The organism is Citrobacter sp. ABFQG, assembly GCF_004322975.1.
Lineage (GTDB): Bacteria > Pseudomonadota > Gammaproteobacteria > Enterobacterales > Enterobacteriaceae > Citrobacter > Citrobacter freundii.
This window is the reverse complement of the sequence record NZ_CP036435.1, coordinates 648,711-664,661: the sequence shown is the minus strand read 5'-3', so window position 1 is coordinate 664,661 and position 15,951 is coordinate 648,711. Positions and strand designations below refer to the sequence as shown.

Annotated in this window: 17 protein-coding genes; 14 read left to right on the top strand and 3 right to left on the bottom strand. The window is 53.5% G+C overall.

What is annotated here, in order from left to right; translation table 11 throughout:
* Positions 1-10: 10 nt before the first annotated feature.
* Positions 11-844 (bottom strand): DMT family transporter, encoded by an 834-nt coding sequence (locus WN16_RS03325; protein WP_032937131.1) that lies wholly within the window; start codon positions 842-844, stop codon positions 11-13.
* Positions 845-967: 123 nt separating this feature from the next.
* Entirely contained in the window at positions 968-1,057 is a 90-nt protein-coding gene (gene tisB, locus WN16_RS03320; RefSeq protein ID WP_003840643.1) for a type I toxin-antitoxin system toxin TisB, read from the bottom strand.
* Between the two features lie 521 nt (positions 1,058-1,578).
* On the opposite strand from tisB, the gene ivbL reads away from it, so the two are divergent.
* The 3 genes from ivbL (at position 1,579) to ilvN (ending at position 3,767) form a co-directional block, all read left to right on the top strand.
* A complete protein-coding gene (gene ivbL / locus WN16_RS03315; protein WP_003827118.1) occupies positions 1,579-1,677 on the top strand; it encodes an ilvB operon leader peptide IvbL in 99 nt (32 codons plus the stop codon).
* A gap of 107 nt (positions 1,678-1,784) precedes the next feature.
* Positions 1,785-3,473: an acetolactate synthase large subunit gene (gene ilvB / locus WN16_RS03310; protein ID WP_016151213.1), complete on the top strand. Its 1,689-nt coding sequence runs from the start codon at positions 1,785-1,787 to the stop codon at positions 3,471-3,473.
* 3 nt (positions 3,474-3,476) lie between these two features.
* Complete coding sequence (gene ilvN / locus WN16_RS03305; protein ID WP_003023914.1) at positions 3,477-3,767, top strand: acetolactate synthase small subunit; 291 nt, start codon at positions 3,477-3,479, stop codon at positions 3,765-3,767.
* Between the two features lies 1 nt (position 3,768).
* Here the strand turns inward: ilvN and WN16_RS03300 are convergent, their stop codons facing one another.
* Positions 3,769-4,554 (bottom strand): DeoR family transcriptional regulator, encoded by a 786-nt coding sequence (locus WN16_RS03300; RefSeq protein ID WP_003023916.1) that lies wholly within the window; start codon positions 4,552-4,554, stop codon positions 3,769-3,771.
* Positions 4,555-4,878: 324 nt separating this feature from the next.
* On the opposite strand from WN16_RS03300, the gene rbsK reads away from it, so the two are divergent.
* From rbsK to nepI, 11 genes are all read left to right on the top strand, one after another.
* Positions 4,879-5,799, top strand: a complete 921-nt coding sequence (rbsK, locus tag WN16_RS03295) for a ribokinase (protein ID WP_003844463.1) — start codon at positions 4,879-4,881, stop codon at positions 5,797-5,799.
* Positions 5,800-5,826: 27 nt separating this feature from the next.
* On the top strand, positions 5,827-7,143 hold the full coding sequence (fucP, locus tag WN16_RS03290) for an L-fucose:H+ symporter permease (protein WP_003023919.1): 1,317 nt from the start codon (positions 5,827-5,829) through the stop codon (positions 7,141-7,143).
* Between the two features lie 11 nt (positions 7,144-7,154).
* Positions 7,155-8,168, top strand: a complete 1,014-nt coding sequence (locus WN16_RS03285) for an aldose 1-epimerase family protein (RefSeq protein ID WP_044700482.1) — start codon at positions 7,155-7,157, stop codon at positions 8,166-8,168.
* 153 nt (positions 8,169-8,321) lie between these two features.
* Entirely contained in the window at positions 8,322-8,915 is a 594-nt protein-coding gene (uhpA, locus tag WN16_RS03280; RefSeq protein WP_003023923.1) for a transcriptional regulator UhpA, read from the top strand.
* Complete coding sequence (gene uhpB / locus WN16_RS03275) at positions 8,912-10,414, top strand: signal transduction histidine-protein kinase/phosphatase UhpB (RefSeq protein WP_008323788.1); 1,503 nt, start codon at positions 8,912-8,914, stop codon at positions 10,412-10,414. Before uhpA ends, uhpB begins: the two co-directional genes overlap by 4 nt.
* A 9-nt stretch (positions 10,415-10,423) precedes the next feature.
* Positions 10,424-11,752, top strand: a complete 1,329-nt coding sequence (locus WN16_RS03270) for an MFS transporter (RefSeq protein WP_003023927.1) — start codon at positions 10,424-10,426, stop codon at positions 11,750-11,752.
* A gap of 142 nt (positions 11,753-11,894) precedes the next feature.
* Positions 11,895-13,286 (top strand): hexose-6-phosphate:phosphate antiporter, encoded by a 1,392-nt coding sequence (gene uhpT / locus WN16_RS03265; protein ID WP_003023929.1) that lies wholly within the window; start codon positions 11,895-11,897, stop codon positions 13,284-13,286.
* A gap of 125 nt (positions 13,287-13,411) precedes the next feature.
* Positions 13,412-13,864 (top strand): DUF1198 family protein, encoded by a 453-nt coding sequence (locus WN16_RS03260; RefSeq protein ID WP_003023933.1) that lies wholly within the window; start codon positions 13,412-13,414, stop codon positions 13,862-13,864.
* A gap of 100 nt (positions 13,865-13,964) precedes the next feature.
* The gene (locus WN16_RS03255) at positions 13,965-14,327 is read left to right on the top strand and encodes a type II toxin-antitoxin system RelE/ParE family toxin (protein WP_016151211.1); all 363 of its coding nucleotides are present in this window, start codon (positions 13,965-13,967) and stop codon (positions 14,325-14,327) included.
* Positions 14,314-14,613, top strand: a complete 300-nt coding sequence (locus WN16_RS03250) for a helix-turn-helix domain-containing protein (RefSeq protein ID WP_003840660.1) — start codon at positions 14,314-14,316, stop codon at positions 14,611-14,613. Before WN16_RS03255 ends, WN16_RS03250 begins: the two co-directional genes overlap by 14 nt.
* A 118-nt stretch (positions 14,614-14,731) precedes the next feature.
* Positions 14,732-15,925, top strand: coding sequence for a purine ribonucleoside efflux pump NepI (nepI, locus tag WN16_RS03245; RefSeq protein ID WP_003840662.1), 1,194 nt, complete (start codon positions 14,732-14,734; stop codon positions 15,923-15,925).
* The last annotated feature ends 26 nt before the right edge of the window (positions 15,926-15,951 follow it).

The following is a 15,951-nucleotide window of genomic DNA, read 5'->3' as shown; positions in this document are numbered from 1 at the left end:
TACAACGCGATCATGATAAGCGTAGTAAAACTGCGCCTACGGCAATACCTGCAGCCGCGACAAGACGTATTCCGGCAACCTTCTCTTTCAGTAGCAGCCACGCGAGCAGCGCGCCAAACAGGATAGAGGTTTCACGCAGTGCCGCGACTACCGCCAACGGAGCCTGGGTCATAGCCCACAGCGCCAGGCCGTAAGAACCCATTGTGCCAATGCCACCAAGAATACCTTTTTTCCACTGCTGTACCAGATAACGTGACGCTTCCCGGCGTCTGGCGATCATCGCCCAGCCCAGCAGGCAGGAGCCGTTCAGAAAGAAGGTCCACAGCGTGTAGCCCAGCGTGGTTTCTGATAAACGTACGCCGGTGCCATCAACCAGCGTATAACCGGCGATAAAGCAGGCGTTAATGAGCGCCAGGATAATCCCGCGTTGCGAACCGCTGCGTCCGTTAAATGCCATCCCGAGAATAGCCAGACAGATGGTGGCAATCCCCACCCAGGCGAGTAGCGAAAGGCTATCGCCAAGAAACAGGACGCTGATAATCGCGACCAGCAGTGGCGCTGTGCCGCGCATCAGAGGATAGGTCTGGCTCATATCCGAAACCTGATAGGTTTTAGCGACCAGGACGGTATAGACCACCTGTAATGCGGTTGAGACAGCCAAAAACGGCAGGCTGGCGGCAGAGGGTTGCGGCGCAAAGGGTAAACAAATCAGCGCCATAATCGCAGCGGTTCCGCTGACGCTGATCGCCGAGTACAGCTTGTCGTTTCCCGCTTTTACGATGGCATTCCAGCTGGCATGCAGCAGTGCGGCGAACAGCAAAATGCAGAAAACAGAAAGCGTCATGGCGGAATTCTTCCCTGAGGATGTCATAAAAACGTAACATATTGACGCGATACAAGCACCAGGGAGAAGGTGAAAGGGGAGCGGAGTGTTATCCGCCCCCCTTAGGTGCGACTTGAATCTGAATTACTTAATGTATTTCAGAACGGCATCAAGGAGTTGCAGTGCTGCAACAATGAGTTTGAGGATAAGAATAGCGATATCCACGAGGCTCATACGCTCTCCTTTTGGTACAAGGAGCACGGTGCTGACGTACCTCGCCGCTGCCTGTTGCCAGCACCTTTGTTGACATAACACAGTGTGCTCACGCGGGGGTTAAGGCGCTGACGGCACCACCCGTTTCAGCCAGGACTTTGATGCGCCGGTTTACGATGCGGCCCCCGCATAACACATTGCGTACCGAGACATTATAGATAAATACTGTATAAATTAACAGTATTTTATGGACGTTACACTATTCATGTTCCATACTCAAAAACATCAAAATTCGTGCCGAAATTGCGTGTTCTTCGTAGAACGCGTATACTTTTTTCGTTGACATAACACAGTGTGTTCGGCGGCTACCAACCGCACAACGCTGAAAAAACCTCGCTCCGGCGGGGTTTTTTGTTTTTGCACGACATACAATGAAATGTGATCGTTGAAGCATTTTTGTGCAGATGAAAATTTTTCCATTGTCACGCTGAAAAACCTGTGTTTGTATAAATCCAGTTAATCAACAAACAGACAGGTCCCTAATGAACCCTTCCATGCTGACTGCGACCCTACTAAAAACTGCGCCATCTCGCGCAGCGGTCGTCGTGCGTGTGGTGGTGGTCGTCGGCAATGCGCCGTAGGGTCCGAATCAACACACGATTCCAAAACCCCGCCGGCGCAAACCGGGCGGGGTTTTTCGTTTCAGAGACCTGCCCGGAGCAAAGGCCCAGAATAAAAGGACTGGAGCATGGCAAGTTCGGGCATAACATCCAAGCGTACGCGTTTTACGGGCGCAGAATTCATCGTTCATTTCCTGGAACGTCAGGGGATTCAGGTCGTCACCGGTATTCCAGGCGGCTCGATTCTTCCCGTCTATGACGCTTTAAGCCAAAGCACACAAATCCGTCATATCCTGGCGCGCCACGAGCAGGGCGCGGGGTTTATCGCGCAGGGAATGGCGAGAACCGATGGCAAACCCGCTGTCTGTATGGCCTGTAGCGGACCGGGCGCAACCAACCTGGTAACCGCCATTGCCGATGCGCGTCTGGATTCCATCCCGCTGGTGTGTATCACCGGGCAGGTTCCGGCCTCAATGATCGGCACCGACGCTTTCCAGGAAGTCGACACCTACGGCATCTCTATCCCCATCACTAAGCATAACTATCTGGTCCGCCATATCAGTGAATTACCGCAGGTCATGAGCGATGCGTTCCGCATTGCGCAGTCCGGACGTCCAGGCCCGGTGTGGATAGACATTCCTAAGGATATTCAAACCGCTGTTTTTGACATTGAAGAGATGCCGGAACCCGCGCAGAAAATGGCGGCACCAGCGTTCAGCCAGGACAGCATTCGCGATGCTGCAGCTATGATTAACGCCGCCAAACGCCCGGTGCTGTACCTCGGCGGCGGCGTAATTAACGCGCCGGAACGTGTTCGTGAACTGGCCGAAAAAGCAAAACTGCCAACCACCATGACGTTGATGGCGCTCGGTATGCTGCCAAAAGCGCATCCGCTGTCGTTAGGCATGCTGGGCATGCATGGCGCGCGCAGCACCAACTTTATTCTGCAAGAAGCGGATTTACTGATTGTCCTGGGCGCACGTTTTGATGACCGGGCGATTGGTAAAACCGAACAGTTCTGCCCGAATGCCAAAATCATTCACGTGGATATTGACCGCGCGGAGCTGGGTAAAATCAAACAGCCGCACGTGGCGATCCGGGCAGATGTCGATGAGGTTCTGGCACAATTGATCCCGCAGATTGAAGCGCAGCCGCGTGAAGAGTGGCATCAACTGGTGTCTGACCTGCAGCAAGAATTTCCGTGCGCGATCCCCCAGGAAAAAAATCCGCTCAGCCACTATGGATTGATCAACGCCGTGGCTGCCTGCGTAGACGACAGCGCCATTATCACCACCGACGTAGGCCAGCATCAGATGTGGGCGGCACAGGCTTACCCGCTGAATCGTCCACGCCAGTGGCTGACCTCCGGCGGTCTGGGAACCATGGGCTTTGGCCTGCCTGCGGCGATTGGTGCGGCCCTGGCTAACCCAGACAAAAAAGTGCTGTGCTTCTCCGGCGATGGCAGCCTGATGATGAATATTCAGGAAATGGCGACCGCCAGCGAAAATCAGCTGGATATTAAAATCATTCTGATGAATAACGAAGCGTTAGGTCTTGTATATCAACAGCAGAGTCTGTTCTATAAGCAGGGTGTTTTTGCCGCGACCTATCCGGGGATGATTAACTTTATGCAGATAGCTGCCGGGTTTGGTCTCGAAACCTGCGATCTGAATAACGAAGCGGACCCACAGGCAGCGTTGCAGGAGATTATTAATCGCCCTGGACCTGCGCTGATCCACGTGCGCATCGATGCCGAAGAAAAAGTGTACCCGATGGTGCCGCCGGGTGCGGCAAACACAGAAATGGTGGGGGAATAAGCCATGCAACAGCAGACTCATGACAACGTAATCCTGGAACTCACCGTACGTAACCATCCGGGCGTAATGACTCACGTTTGCGGCCTGTTCGCCCGTCGTGCGTTCAACGTAGAAGGCATCCTCTGTCTACCGATTCAGGACAGCGATAAGAGCCGCATCTGGCTACTGGTCAACGACGATCAACGTCTTGAGCAGATGATAAGCCAGATCGACAAGCTTGAAGATGTGGTGAAAGTGGCCCGCAATCAGTCCGATCCGTCGATGTTTAACAAAATCACCGTGTTCTTTGAGTGAGTTAGTCGCCGTCTGAATCCGGGGTGATCACTTTGACAGAGCCGTTCCGGCAGTGGGTTGCGTAATCTGCTGGTAACGGACGGTCGCTTATCAGTACGTCAAAGGTGGAGAGTGGACCAATGCTGGCGGGGGCGACCTCATCGAACAGGGCGTGGCGCGTCAGCAGAATTTTGCGTAATCCGCGTTCCATCGCTTTGCGTTTTGTGGCTAGATCGTCCGGATTGAACCAGCTAACGCCGAAATGCTCATGGACGCCGCTGGCGGAGATGAATACTTTTCGTGGGTTGAGCGCATCCAGCGGAGAGGGGGTGCTGGTATCGTAAAAGGCGTCACTTTTCGCCCGATAGGTGCCTCCGCAAAGAATCACCGTGGCGTTGGGTTTTTCATTTAGCGCCACGAATACCCGGTGCGAGTAGCAAATTCCGGTAAAGGAAATATCATCCGGGATCATGCTGACCACCAACGGCATTTCCGCACCATTATCAAAAAAGACCAGATCATTTTCACTTACCAGTCCCGCGGCCAGAATGGCAACCGGTAAATCGTCGCGGTGATACTGTTTTTGCGCAGGCACTGGGGCATTAACGATGGCGGCGGGCTTGTTCACCATCACAATGTAACCACCGAGCAGCGTAAGCGGTAACGGCTCGTCATCCTGACTGAGATCCCGACGAATAGTCATCACGGAAACTTCCAGCATTCGTGCCGCCTCTTTCAGATGGATTCGGTCGGTCTTCTTCAACAATTCCATCAGACGTCGAATACGTTCTTTTTGCTTAGTTTCCATGTGCTTCTCCACGAATCATGTTCCCATGTTCCTTCAGTAACATTTTTGTGTTTCTGAGAACATGGCATTGCCGTATTACTATACGTCTGACTATTCGGAAATAAAAGCGTGTTTTTTCACGTTTTATTGATTATATCCAGTTAACTTTCAGTCAATTGTAAGCAACTTCATTATTTGTAGTGTGATGGGGTCGCAACATTTAGCGTAATAAATAAACAATAAAATGATCTTCCAATCGCGATCCTAGTCACAAATGATACGAAAGTAACATGATAATGTTATTTTAATATCATTGTGGTGTGATTGTTTCTGAGAGGTAGTAAAATGGATATCGCGGTTATTGGCTCCAACATGGTGGATCTCATCACCTACATCAACCAGATGCCCAAAGAAGGGGAAACGCTGGAAGCGCCGGCGTTCAAAATTGGTTGTGGCGGTAAAGGGGCAAATCAGGCCGTTGCAGCCGCTAAGCTCAATTCCAAAGTACTGATGCTGACAAAAGTCGGTGATGATATTTTTGCGGATAACACTATTCGCAATCTCGAATCCTGGGGGATTAATACCACCTATGTCGAAAAGGTACCCTGCACCAGCAGCGGTGTCGCACCGATCTTTGTTAATGCGAACTCTAGCAACAGTATTCTGATTATTAAAGGAGCGAACAAGTTTCTCTCCCCGGAAGATATCGATCGTGCGGCGGAAGATCTGAAAAAATGTCAGCTTATTGTCCTGCAACTGGAAGTGCAGCTGGAAACTGTTTATCACGCGATTGAATTTGGCAAAAAACACGGTATTGAAGTGTTACTAAATCCCGCTCCTGCATTACGGGAATTAGATATGTCTTATGCCTGTAAATGTGATTTTTTTGTGCCGAATGAAACCGAGCTGGAAATATTAACCGGTATGCCAGTGGATACTTATGACCATATTCGCGCAGCGGCACGTTCTCTGGTTGATAAAGGTTTGAACAATATTATCGTCACCATGGGTGAGAAAGGTGCGTTGTGGATGACGCGTGACCAGGAAGTCCATGTTCCGGCGTTTAAAGTGAACGCTGTCGATACCAGTGGCGCAGGCGACGCTTTCATCGGTTGTTTTGCCCATTATTACGTTCAAAGCGGTGATGTCGAAGCCGCCATGAAAAAAGCCGTTCTCTTCGCTGCATTTAGCGTTACCGGGAAAGGCACTCAATCATCTTATCCAAGCATCGAACAATTTAATGAGTTTCTTACCTTAAACGAATAATACTCCTGCATTGTAAAAGGTAGCACTATGAACGATAAAAACATCATTCAGATGCCCGACGGCTATCTGAATAAGACGCCTCTGTTCCAGTTTATTTTGTTATCCTGTTTATTCCCATTATGGGGATGCGCAGCCGCATTAAATGATATTCTGATTACGCAATTCAAAAGCGTATTTTCACTCAGCAACTTTGCCTCGGCATTAGTGCAGAGTGCCTTTTATGGCGGATATTTTTTAATTGCGATTCCTGCATCTTTGGTGATTAAAAAGACCAGCTATAAAATTGCCATCTTAATGGGGCTGACGCTATATATTGTTGGCTGTACGCTCTTTTTCCCGGCATCGCACATGGCCACCTACACCATGTTCCTCGCGGCAATTTTTGCGATTGCGATTGGCCTGAGCTTCCTGGAAACGGCAGCTAATACCTACAGCTCCATGATCGGCCCAAAAGCGTATGCCACTTTACGCCTGAACATCAGCCAGACCTTTTACCCCATTGGCGCCGCCGCCGGTATTCTGCTGGGCAAATATCTGGTCTTCTCTGAAGGTGAGAGTCTGGAAAAACAGATGGCTGGGATGAACGCGGAACAGATCCACAACTTTAAAGTGTTGATGCTGGAAAATACCCTTGAGCCTTACAAGTACATGATTATGGTACTGGTTGTGGTGATGGTGTTGTTCCTGCTGACCCGCTTCCCGACCTGCAAAGTCGCGCAAACGGCGAGTCATAAGCGTCCGTCAGCGATGGATACGCTGCGTTATCTGGCCAGCAATGCCCGTTTCCGCCGTGGGATTGTTGCGCAGTTCCTGTATGTGGGGATGCAGGTTGCGGTGTGGTCATTCACTATCCGTCTGGCACTGGAATTGGGTGATATCAACGAGCGTGATGCCTCAACCTTCATGGTCTATAGCTTTGCCTGCTTCTTTATCGGGAAGTTTATCGCCAACATATTGATGACGCGCTTCAATCCGGAAAAAGTGCTGATCCTATACTCCATCATTGGCGCGCTGTTCCTCGTCTATGTTGCGCTGGCGCCAAGCTTCAGCGCCGTGTACGTCGCCGTGCTGGTGAGCGTCCTGTTTGGACCCTGCTGGGCGACAATCTACGCCGGTACGCTGGATACCGTGGATAACGAGCATACTGAAATGGCGGGAGCTGTCATTGTCATGGCGATTGTCGGTGCGGCGGTGGTTCCGGCAATTCAGGGCTATGTGGCTGATATGTTCCACTCGCTGCAACTTTCGTTCCTGGTTTCTATGTTGTGCTTCGTGTACGTCGGAATCTACTTCTGGCGTGAGAGCAAAGTACGCAACAATCTGGCTGAAGCGACGGTTTCCTGAGGAGAACGATCATGACAACACGTATCACGCTGTGGCGGGAACTCTTTGCAGAGCATCCGCGAATCTTACTGAAAAATAGCGATTTCACGGTTACCGCGTTTCGTTACGCCAGCGGAGTGGAAGGGCTGAAGATAGAAAACAGTCGTGGACATCTGGTTATTCTGCCCTGGATGGGGCAGATGATCTGGGATGCGCAGTTTGACGGGCATGATCTGACCATGCGCAACATGTTCAGTCAGCCAAAACCGGCTGCAGAAGTGGTCGCGACCTACGGCTGCTTTGCTTTCCACTCGGGGTTATTGGCTAATGGCTGCCCGTCGCCGGAGGATTCTCACCCGCTGCATGGTGAAATGGCCTGTGCTGCGATGGATGAGGCCTGGCTGGAGTTGGAAGGCGAGAATTTACGCGTGAGCGGATGCTACGAGTATGTGATGGGGTTCGGTCATCATTATCAGGCGTATCCTGCGGTGGTTATGCGTAAGGCGAGCGCGCTGTTTGATATTCAGATGGCGGTCACTAACCTCGCCTCAGTGGCAATGCCTTTGCAGTACATGTGCCATATGAACTATGCCTACGTCCCGGAAGCGACCTTCAGCCAGAATATCCCGGATGAAGCCATAACGCTGCGTGAATCGGTACCCGCACATGTTAAGCCTACCGAGCAGTGGCTGGCGTTTAATCAGCGGATTATTCAGGGTGAGGCTTCGCTGACGCGCCTTAATGAACCCGATTTTTACGATCCGGAAATCGTTTTCTTCGCTGACCAACTGGATAGATACACAGATAAGCCTGAATTTAGCATGATCGCACCTGATGGCACCACGTTCGTGACGCGTTTCTCCAGCGCGGAGCTGAATTATGTCACCCGTTGGATCCTCTATAACGGCGATCAGCAGGTGGCAGCCTTCGCCCTACCCGCGACTTGTCGACCTGAAGGCTTCCTGGCGGCGGAACGAAACGGGACGTTGATTCAGATAGAACCGAAACACACCCGCACATTTACCGTCACAACGGGCATAGCCTGATCGCTCAAGGCTTGAACAGCAAAGCACTTATCGTTAAGGTAAGCGCTTTTGCCGGATGTCGGTATTAATGCCTTATCCGGCCTACAACGGCACCTGCCCGTAGGCCTGATAAGCGCAGCGCCATCAGGCATGTCTTAGCGCCAGGATGAACCCATGATTACCGTTGCCCTTATTGACGACCACCTTATCGTCCGCTCCGGCTTTGCCCAACTGCTGGGGCTGGAACCTGATTTGCAGGTGGTGGCTGAGTTTGGCTCAGGCAGTGAGGCGCTGGCGGGATTACCGGGACGCGGCGTGCAGGTCTGTATCTGTGATATCTCGATGCCAGATATCTCCGGTCTTGAACTGTTAAGCCAGTTGCCAAAAGGAATGGCGATTATCATGCTCTCCGTCCACGACAGCCCGGCGCTGGTGGAGCAGGCGCTCAACGCGGGCGCGCGTGGTTTCCTTTCTAAACGCTGTAGCCCGGATGAGCTGATCGCAGCGGTGCATACCGTTGCGACCGGCGGCTGTTACCTGACGCCGGACATCGCCGTCAAACTGGCGGCTGGTCGTCAGGATCCGCTCACCAAACGCGAACGTCAGGTAGCGGAAAAACTGGCACAAGGTATGGCGGTCAAAGAGATTGCTGCTGAACTGGGTCTGTCGCCGAAAACGGTGCACGTGCATCGCGCCAACCTGATGGAAAAGCTGGGCGTCAGCAACGACGTCGAACTGGCCCGCCGGATGTTTGACGGCTGGCAATGAACACGCTCTGTTCCCGGTTAATCACCGTTGTTGCCTGCTTCTTTATCTTCTCTGCCGCGTGGTTTTGCCTGTGGAGCATCAGCCTGCATCTGGTTGAGCGCCCGGAGCTGGCAGTACTGCTGTTTCCGTTTGGCCTGCGTTTGGGGCTGATGCTGCAATGTCCACGTGACTACTGGCCGGTGCTGTTGGGCGCGGAATGGCTGCTTCTTTTCTGGTTGGTACAGGAAGTGGTGCTGGCCCATTTGCCACTTTTGATGATCGGCAGCTTCCTCACGTTACTCCCGGTGATGCTGATATCGCGATACCGCCACCAGCGTGACTGGCGTACGCTGCTGTTGCAGGGCGCGGCGCTTACGGCGGCGGCATTGCTGCAATCGCTGCCCTGGCTTGGGCAGGGTGAAGAGGCATGGAACGCGTTGCTGCTGACGCTCACCGGCGGATTAACGCTGGCGCCGATCTGCCTGGTGTTCTGGCACTATCTGACCAGCACCACCTGGCTGCCGCTGGGCCCTGCGGTGGTGTCGCAGCCGGTGAACTGGCGCGGGCGGCATCTGGTCTGGTACCTGCTGCTGTTTAGCGTCAGCCTGTGGCTACAGCTCGGTTTACCCGCCGAGCTTTCGCGCTTCACACCGTTTTGCCTCGCTTTGCCGATCATTGCGCTGGCCTGGCACTACGGCTGGCAGGGGGCGCTGATTGCGACGCTGATGAACGCCATCGCGCTGATTGCCAGCCAGACCTGGCACGATCATCCCGTCGACCTGTTGCTCTCGCTGCTGGTGCAAAGCCTGACCGGGCTGCTGCTCGGCGCGGGCATTCAGCGTCTGCGTGAGCTTAACCAGTCGCTGCAAAACGAATTAGCGCGCAACCATCGTCTGGCTGAACGCCTGCTGGAGACCGAAGAGAGCGTGCGTCGGGACGTGGCGCGCGAACTGCATGATGATATCGGCCAAACCATCACCGCCATTCGTACCCAGGCGGGTATTGTCCAGCGCCTGGCGCCGGAAAACGCAGGGGTGAAGCGTAGCGGGGCACACATCGAACAACTTTCTCTCGGCGTGTACGATTCGGTGCGTCGCCTGTTAGGCCGCCTGCGACCACGCCAGTTGGACGATCTCACGCTGGAACAGGCCATCCGCTCATTGATGCGCGAAATGGAACTGGAAAGCCGCGGCATCGTCAGCCATCTCGACTGGCGAATTGACGAATCTGCACTCAGCGAAAGCCAGCGGGTGACACTGTTTCGCGTCTGTCAGGAAGGACTGAACAACATCGTTAAGCACGCCAACGCCAGCGCGGTGACGCTTCAGGGCTGGCAACAGGATGAACGGCTGATGCTGGTGATTGAGGACGACGGCAGCGGCCTGCCGCCGGGGTCGAATCAGCATGGATTTGGCCTCACCGGGATGCGTGAACGGATTAGCGCCCTCGGAGGATCGCTGTCGATTTCCTGTACGCACGGCACGCGGGTCAGCGTGTCACTGCCTCAACGTTATGTGTAAGGAGCGGCCATGTTTGCGTTTTTAAAAGCCCCGGCCAATGCGCCGCTCATCACCGACAAGCAGGAAGTGGATGCCCGCTATCGCTATTGGCGGCGGCATATTCTGACCACTATCTGGCTCGGCTACGCGCTGTTCTATTTCACACGCAAAAGCTTCAATGCCGCCGTACCGGATATCCTCACCAGCGGTGTGCTGACCCGCAGCGATATTGGGCTATTGGCGACGCTGTTTTACATCACCTACGGCCTGTCGAAGTTTGTTTCCGGTATCGTCAGCGACCGCTCCAACGCACGCTATTTTATGGGCATCGGGCTGATCGCCACCGGCGTGGTGAACATTCTGTTTGGATTCTCTACCTCACTGTGGGCCTTTGCGGTGCTGTGGGCGCTGAACGCCTTTTTCCAGGGCTGGGGGTCGCCGGTCTGCGCGCGTTTATTGACCGCGTGGTATTCGCGTACCGAGCGCGGCGGCTGGTGGGCGCTGTGGAATACCGCGCACAACGTCGGCGGGGCGCTGATCCCTATCGTGATGGCGGCGACAGCGCTGCACTACGGCTGGCGCGCCGGGATGATGATCGCTGGGCTGCTGGCGATTGTGGTGGGGGTTTTCCTCTGCTGGCGGCTGCGCGATAGACCGCAGGCGATTGGTCTGCCGCCGATTGGCGACTGGCGACATGATGAGCTGGAAATTGCTCAGCAGCAGGAAGGTGCAGGGCTGAGCCGCAAAGAGATCCTCACCCGCTATGTGCTGCTGAATCCTTATATCTGGCTGCTGTCATTGTGTTATGTGCTGGTGTACGTGGTCCGTGCAGCGATTAATGACTGGGGCAATCTGTACATGTCTGAGACGCTCGGCGTGGATCTGGTGACTGCCAATACCGCCGTGACCATGTTCGAACTGGGTGGATTTGTCGGTGCGCTGGTGGCGGGGTGGGGCTCGGACAAGCTGTTTAACGGCAACCGCGGTCCAATGAACCTGATTTTTGCCGCCGGAATTTTGCTCTCCGTTGGTTCGCTGTGGCTGATGCCGTTCGCCAGCTACGTGATGCAGGCAGCGTGCTTTTTCACCACCGGATTCTTCGTCTTCGGCCCGCAGATGCTGATCGGCATGGCGGCAGCGGAGTGTTCGCACAAAGAGGCGGCAGGTGCAGCAACCGGTTTTGTTGGGCTGTTTGCCTATCTGGGGGCATCGCTCTCCGGCTGGCCCCTGGCGAAGGTGATGGAGGTCTGGCACTGGACCGGGTTTTTTGTGGTGATCGCCATTGCGGCGGGGATTTCCGCGCTGCTGCTGCTGCCGTTTTTAAACGCCCAGGCTCCGCGCGATCTCAACGAAGCGTGATGCACCTCACCTTTTTGCCCTGAGTGGGGCAAAACTAAGAAATTTTCCCGGTTTCACCTGGACGCTGTCTCAGGCACGTCTCCCGGCTGATTTTTACAATGCCTGCTATTCGCAGGTATAAAAATTAGCTCGGGAGTGTCAAATGCTGGCCTTTCTCAACCAGGTGCGCAAGCCGACCCTGGATCTGCCGCTCGATGTGCGGCGCAAAATGTGGTTCAAACCGTTCATGCAGTCCTATCTGGTGGTCTTTATCGGCTACCTGACCATGTACCTGATCCGCAAAAACTTCAACATCGCGCAGAACGACATGATCTCCACCTACGGGCTGAGCATGACGCAACTGGGGATGATTGGCCTGGGCTTCTCCATCACCTACGGCGTGGGAAAAACGCTGGTTTCCTACTACGCGGACGGCAAAAACACCAAGCAGTTCCTGCCGTTTATGCTGATCCTCTCTGCCATCTGTATGCTCGGCTTCAGCGCCAGCATGGGTGCGGGTTCAACCAGCCTGTTCCTGATGATTGCCTTCTATGCGCTGAGTGGTTTCTTCCAGAGTACCGGCGGCTCGTGTAGCTATTCCACCATCACCAAATGGACGCCGCGTCGCAAGCGGGGTTCTTACCTCGGTATGTGGAACATCTCCCACAACCTCGGCGGTGCGGGTGCGGCAGGCGTGGCGCTGTTTGGCGCTAACTATCTGTTCGACGGTCACGTCATCGGGATGTTTATCTTCCCGTCGATTATCGCGCTGATTGTTGGTTTTATCGGCCTGCGCTACGGCAGTGACTCCCCGGAATCTTATGGTCTCGGTAAAGCTGAAGAGTTGTTCGGCGAGGAGATCAGCGAAGAAGACAAAGAGACCGAAGAAAACGAGATGACGAAATGGCAGATCTTTGTTGAGTACGTGCTGAAAAACAAAGTGATCTGGTTGTTATGTTTCTCGAACATCTTCCTGTACGTGGTGCGTATCGGTATTGACCAATGGTCCACTGTCTACGCTTTCCAGGAGCTAAAGCTCTCCAAAGAAGTGGCGATTCAGGGCTTTACCCTGTTTGAAGTGGGCGCGCTGGTTGGCACGCTGCTGTGGGGTTGGCTCTCTGACCTGGCGAATGGCCGCCGTGCGCTGGTGGCCTGCGTGGCGCTGGCGTTGATTATCGCCACCCTGGGCGTTTATCAGCACGCCAGCAACCAGTACGTTTATCTGGCTTCGCTGTTTGCACTGGGCTTCCTGGTGTTTGGTCCGCAGCTGTTAATCGGCGTTGCGGCAGTCGGATTTGTACCGAAAAAAGCGATCGGCGCAGCCGATGGGATTAAAGGCACCTTTGCTTATCTGATTGGTGACAGCTTCGCCAAACTTGGTCTGGGGATGATTGCTGACGGCACGCCGATTTTCGGCCTCACCGGCTGGGCAGGAACCTTCGCCGCGCTGGACACCGCCGCCATCGGTTGTATCTGTCTGATGGCCATCGTGGCCGTGTTTGAAGAACGTAAAATTCGCCGCGAGAAAAAGATTCAACAATTGAAAGTCGCTTAAGTTAAGTGTGCATTGGTAACTTTTGCCCGCCTTAATGGCGGGCTTTTTTATGCCGTGGCGTTCATCCATCGACAGCGATAAATTTGCCGCTATGATGGGCATCCTGTCTGGTAATGGATGTGCGCATGATTTGGATAATGTTGGCCACCCTGGTGGTTGTTTTTGTGGTGGGATTTCGGGTGCTGACGTCCGGTTCACGGCGGGCAATTCGCCGTCTGAGCGAGCGACTGAACATTGATGTCGTGCCAGTAGAATCGATGATCGATCAGATGGGAAAAGTACAGGGTGAGGCTTTTTTACAGTACCTCCACCGCCCTGATGAATCACATCTGCAAAATGCGGCCCAGGTGCTGTTGATCTGGCAAATCGTGATTGTCGACGGCAGTGAGCCGAATCTGCTGCAGTGGCACCGTTGGCTGCAAAAAGCTCGGCTGGCCGCGCCGATTACCGACGCGCAGGTGCGTCTGGCGCTCGGTTTTTTGCGCGAAATGGAGCCGGACATGCAGGAGCTTAATGCGTTTCAAATGCGCTATAACGCCTTTTTCCAGCCCGAAGATGGTGTGCATTGGTTGCATTGAGAATCAGGTCTGATGGCGAATAAATTATGCAAATAACGATTGATTCAATAGCTAATAAGCTATAATTTCTCTATAGCTTATTAGCTATGAGGGATCGTTGATGTGGGAAGTGGAAACAACGGATGCTTTCGATAAATGGTTTGACGTACAGACCGAAGCGCTCAAGGAAGATATGCTCGCAGCAATGATGATTTTATCCGAGTATGGTCCTCAGTTAGGCAGGCCGTTTGCTGATACGGTAAATGCTTCTGCTTTTTCAAATATGAAAGAGTTGCGAGTACAGCATCAGGGTAGTCCGATTCGGGCGTTCTTCGCGTTTGATCCTTCTCGCCATGGCATCGTGCTATGCGCTGGAGATAAAACAGGGTTAAACGAAAAGAAATTCTATAAAGAGATGATCAGGCTTGCGGATGCTGAGTACCGAAATCACCTAATAAGTAAGGAAAATTATGGCTACCCTTAAAGAATTGATGGCGAAACAAAGCCCGGAAAGCCAGGAGCGTATTACCGAAAAAGTAGAAATACTACGTCAGGCGGTTGCGTTAAATATGTTAAGGGAAGAACTGAATCTCTCTCAGGCTGAACTTGCCTCGGCAATGGGGGTTAAGCAGCCAACAATCGCAAAAATGGAGCAGGCAGATAACGATCCTCGTCTGTCGACGCTCAAGCGTTATGTCACGGCACTGGGTGGTGAACTTAGCATTGATGTTAAGCTACCTACAGGTAAAAGAGTCGCGTTCTATCTTTAAAAATCCGAGTAACCGATATTCTTTGTTAAATGAAACTAGTTGCTGAAACGTTAAATACGTCACAAATTTAATGTTACACTGCGTAACTTTTCTACAATAACCCCACGCAGGTAACAAAATGAGTGAAGCTGTTGAACAAAAATCCCGCGCTGAGGCAAATTCCCGACCTAACTGGTCGGCGGTATTTGCCGTGGCGTTCTGTGTTGCCTGCCTGATAACCGTTGAGTTTCTGCCCGTTAGCCTGTTAACGCCGATGGCGCAGGATCTGGGGATTTCTGAAGGTGTGGCGGGGCAATCGGTGACCGTGACGGCATTTGTCGCCATGTTCGCCAGCCTGTTTGTGACGCAAATTATTCAGGCGACCGATCGTCGCTATGTGGTGATCCTGTTTTCGGTGCTGCTAACGCTCTCCTGCCTGCTGGTTTCCTTTGCCAACTCTTTTTCGCTGCTGCTCGTTGGCCGCGCCTGTCTCGGTCTGGCGCTTGGTGGCTTCTGGGCGATGTCGGCGTCGCTGACCATGCGTCTGGTTCCTGCACGTACGGTGCCGAAGGCGCTGTCGGTTATTTTTGGCGCAGTCTCCATCGCGCTGGTGATTGCCGCGCCGTTGGGGAGCTTTTTAGGCGGCATTATCGGCTGGCGTAATGTGTTTAATGCGGCGGCGGTGATGGGCGTGCTGTGCACAATTTGGGTGGTGAGAGCGTTGCCTTCGCTGCCTGGCGAGCCTTCGCATCAGAAACAAAACATGTTCAGCCTGCTGCAGAGACCGGGGGTGATGGCCGGGATGATTGCCATCTTCATGTCCTTTGCCGGGCAGTTCGCCTTCTTTACCTATATTCGCCCGATCTATATGAATCTGGCGGGCTTTGACGTTGATGGCCTGACGCTGGTGCTGCTGAGCTTCGGTATTGCCAGTTTTGTTGGTACGTCGCTTTCGTCGATGATTTTGAAGCGTTCGGTCAAACTGGCGTTAGCCGGTGCGCCACTGGTGCTGGCGCTCAGTGCACTGGTCCTGATTCTGTGGGGCAGTGACAAAGTGGTGGCGGCGGGTATTGCGATTATCTGGGGACTGTTGTTTGCGCTGGTACCGGTCGGCTGGTCGACGTGGATCACGCGCTCGCTTGCCGATCAGGCAGAAAAAGCCGGATCGGTGCAGGTCGCCGTGATCCAGCTTGCCAATACCTGTGGGGCTGCGGTGGGAGGCTATGCGCTCGATACTCTCGGACTGCTGTCGCCCCTGATGCTTTCCGGCAGCCTGATGCTGCTGACGGCGCTTCTGGTGGCAGCAAAAGTTCGCATAAAGGGTATGCAATAAACTAAAGCTCGGTATGCCGGATCGCT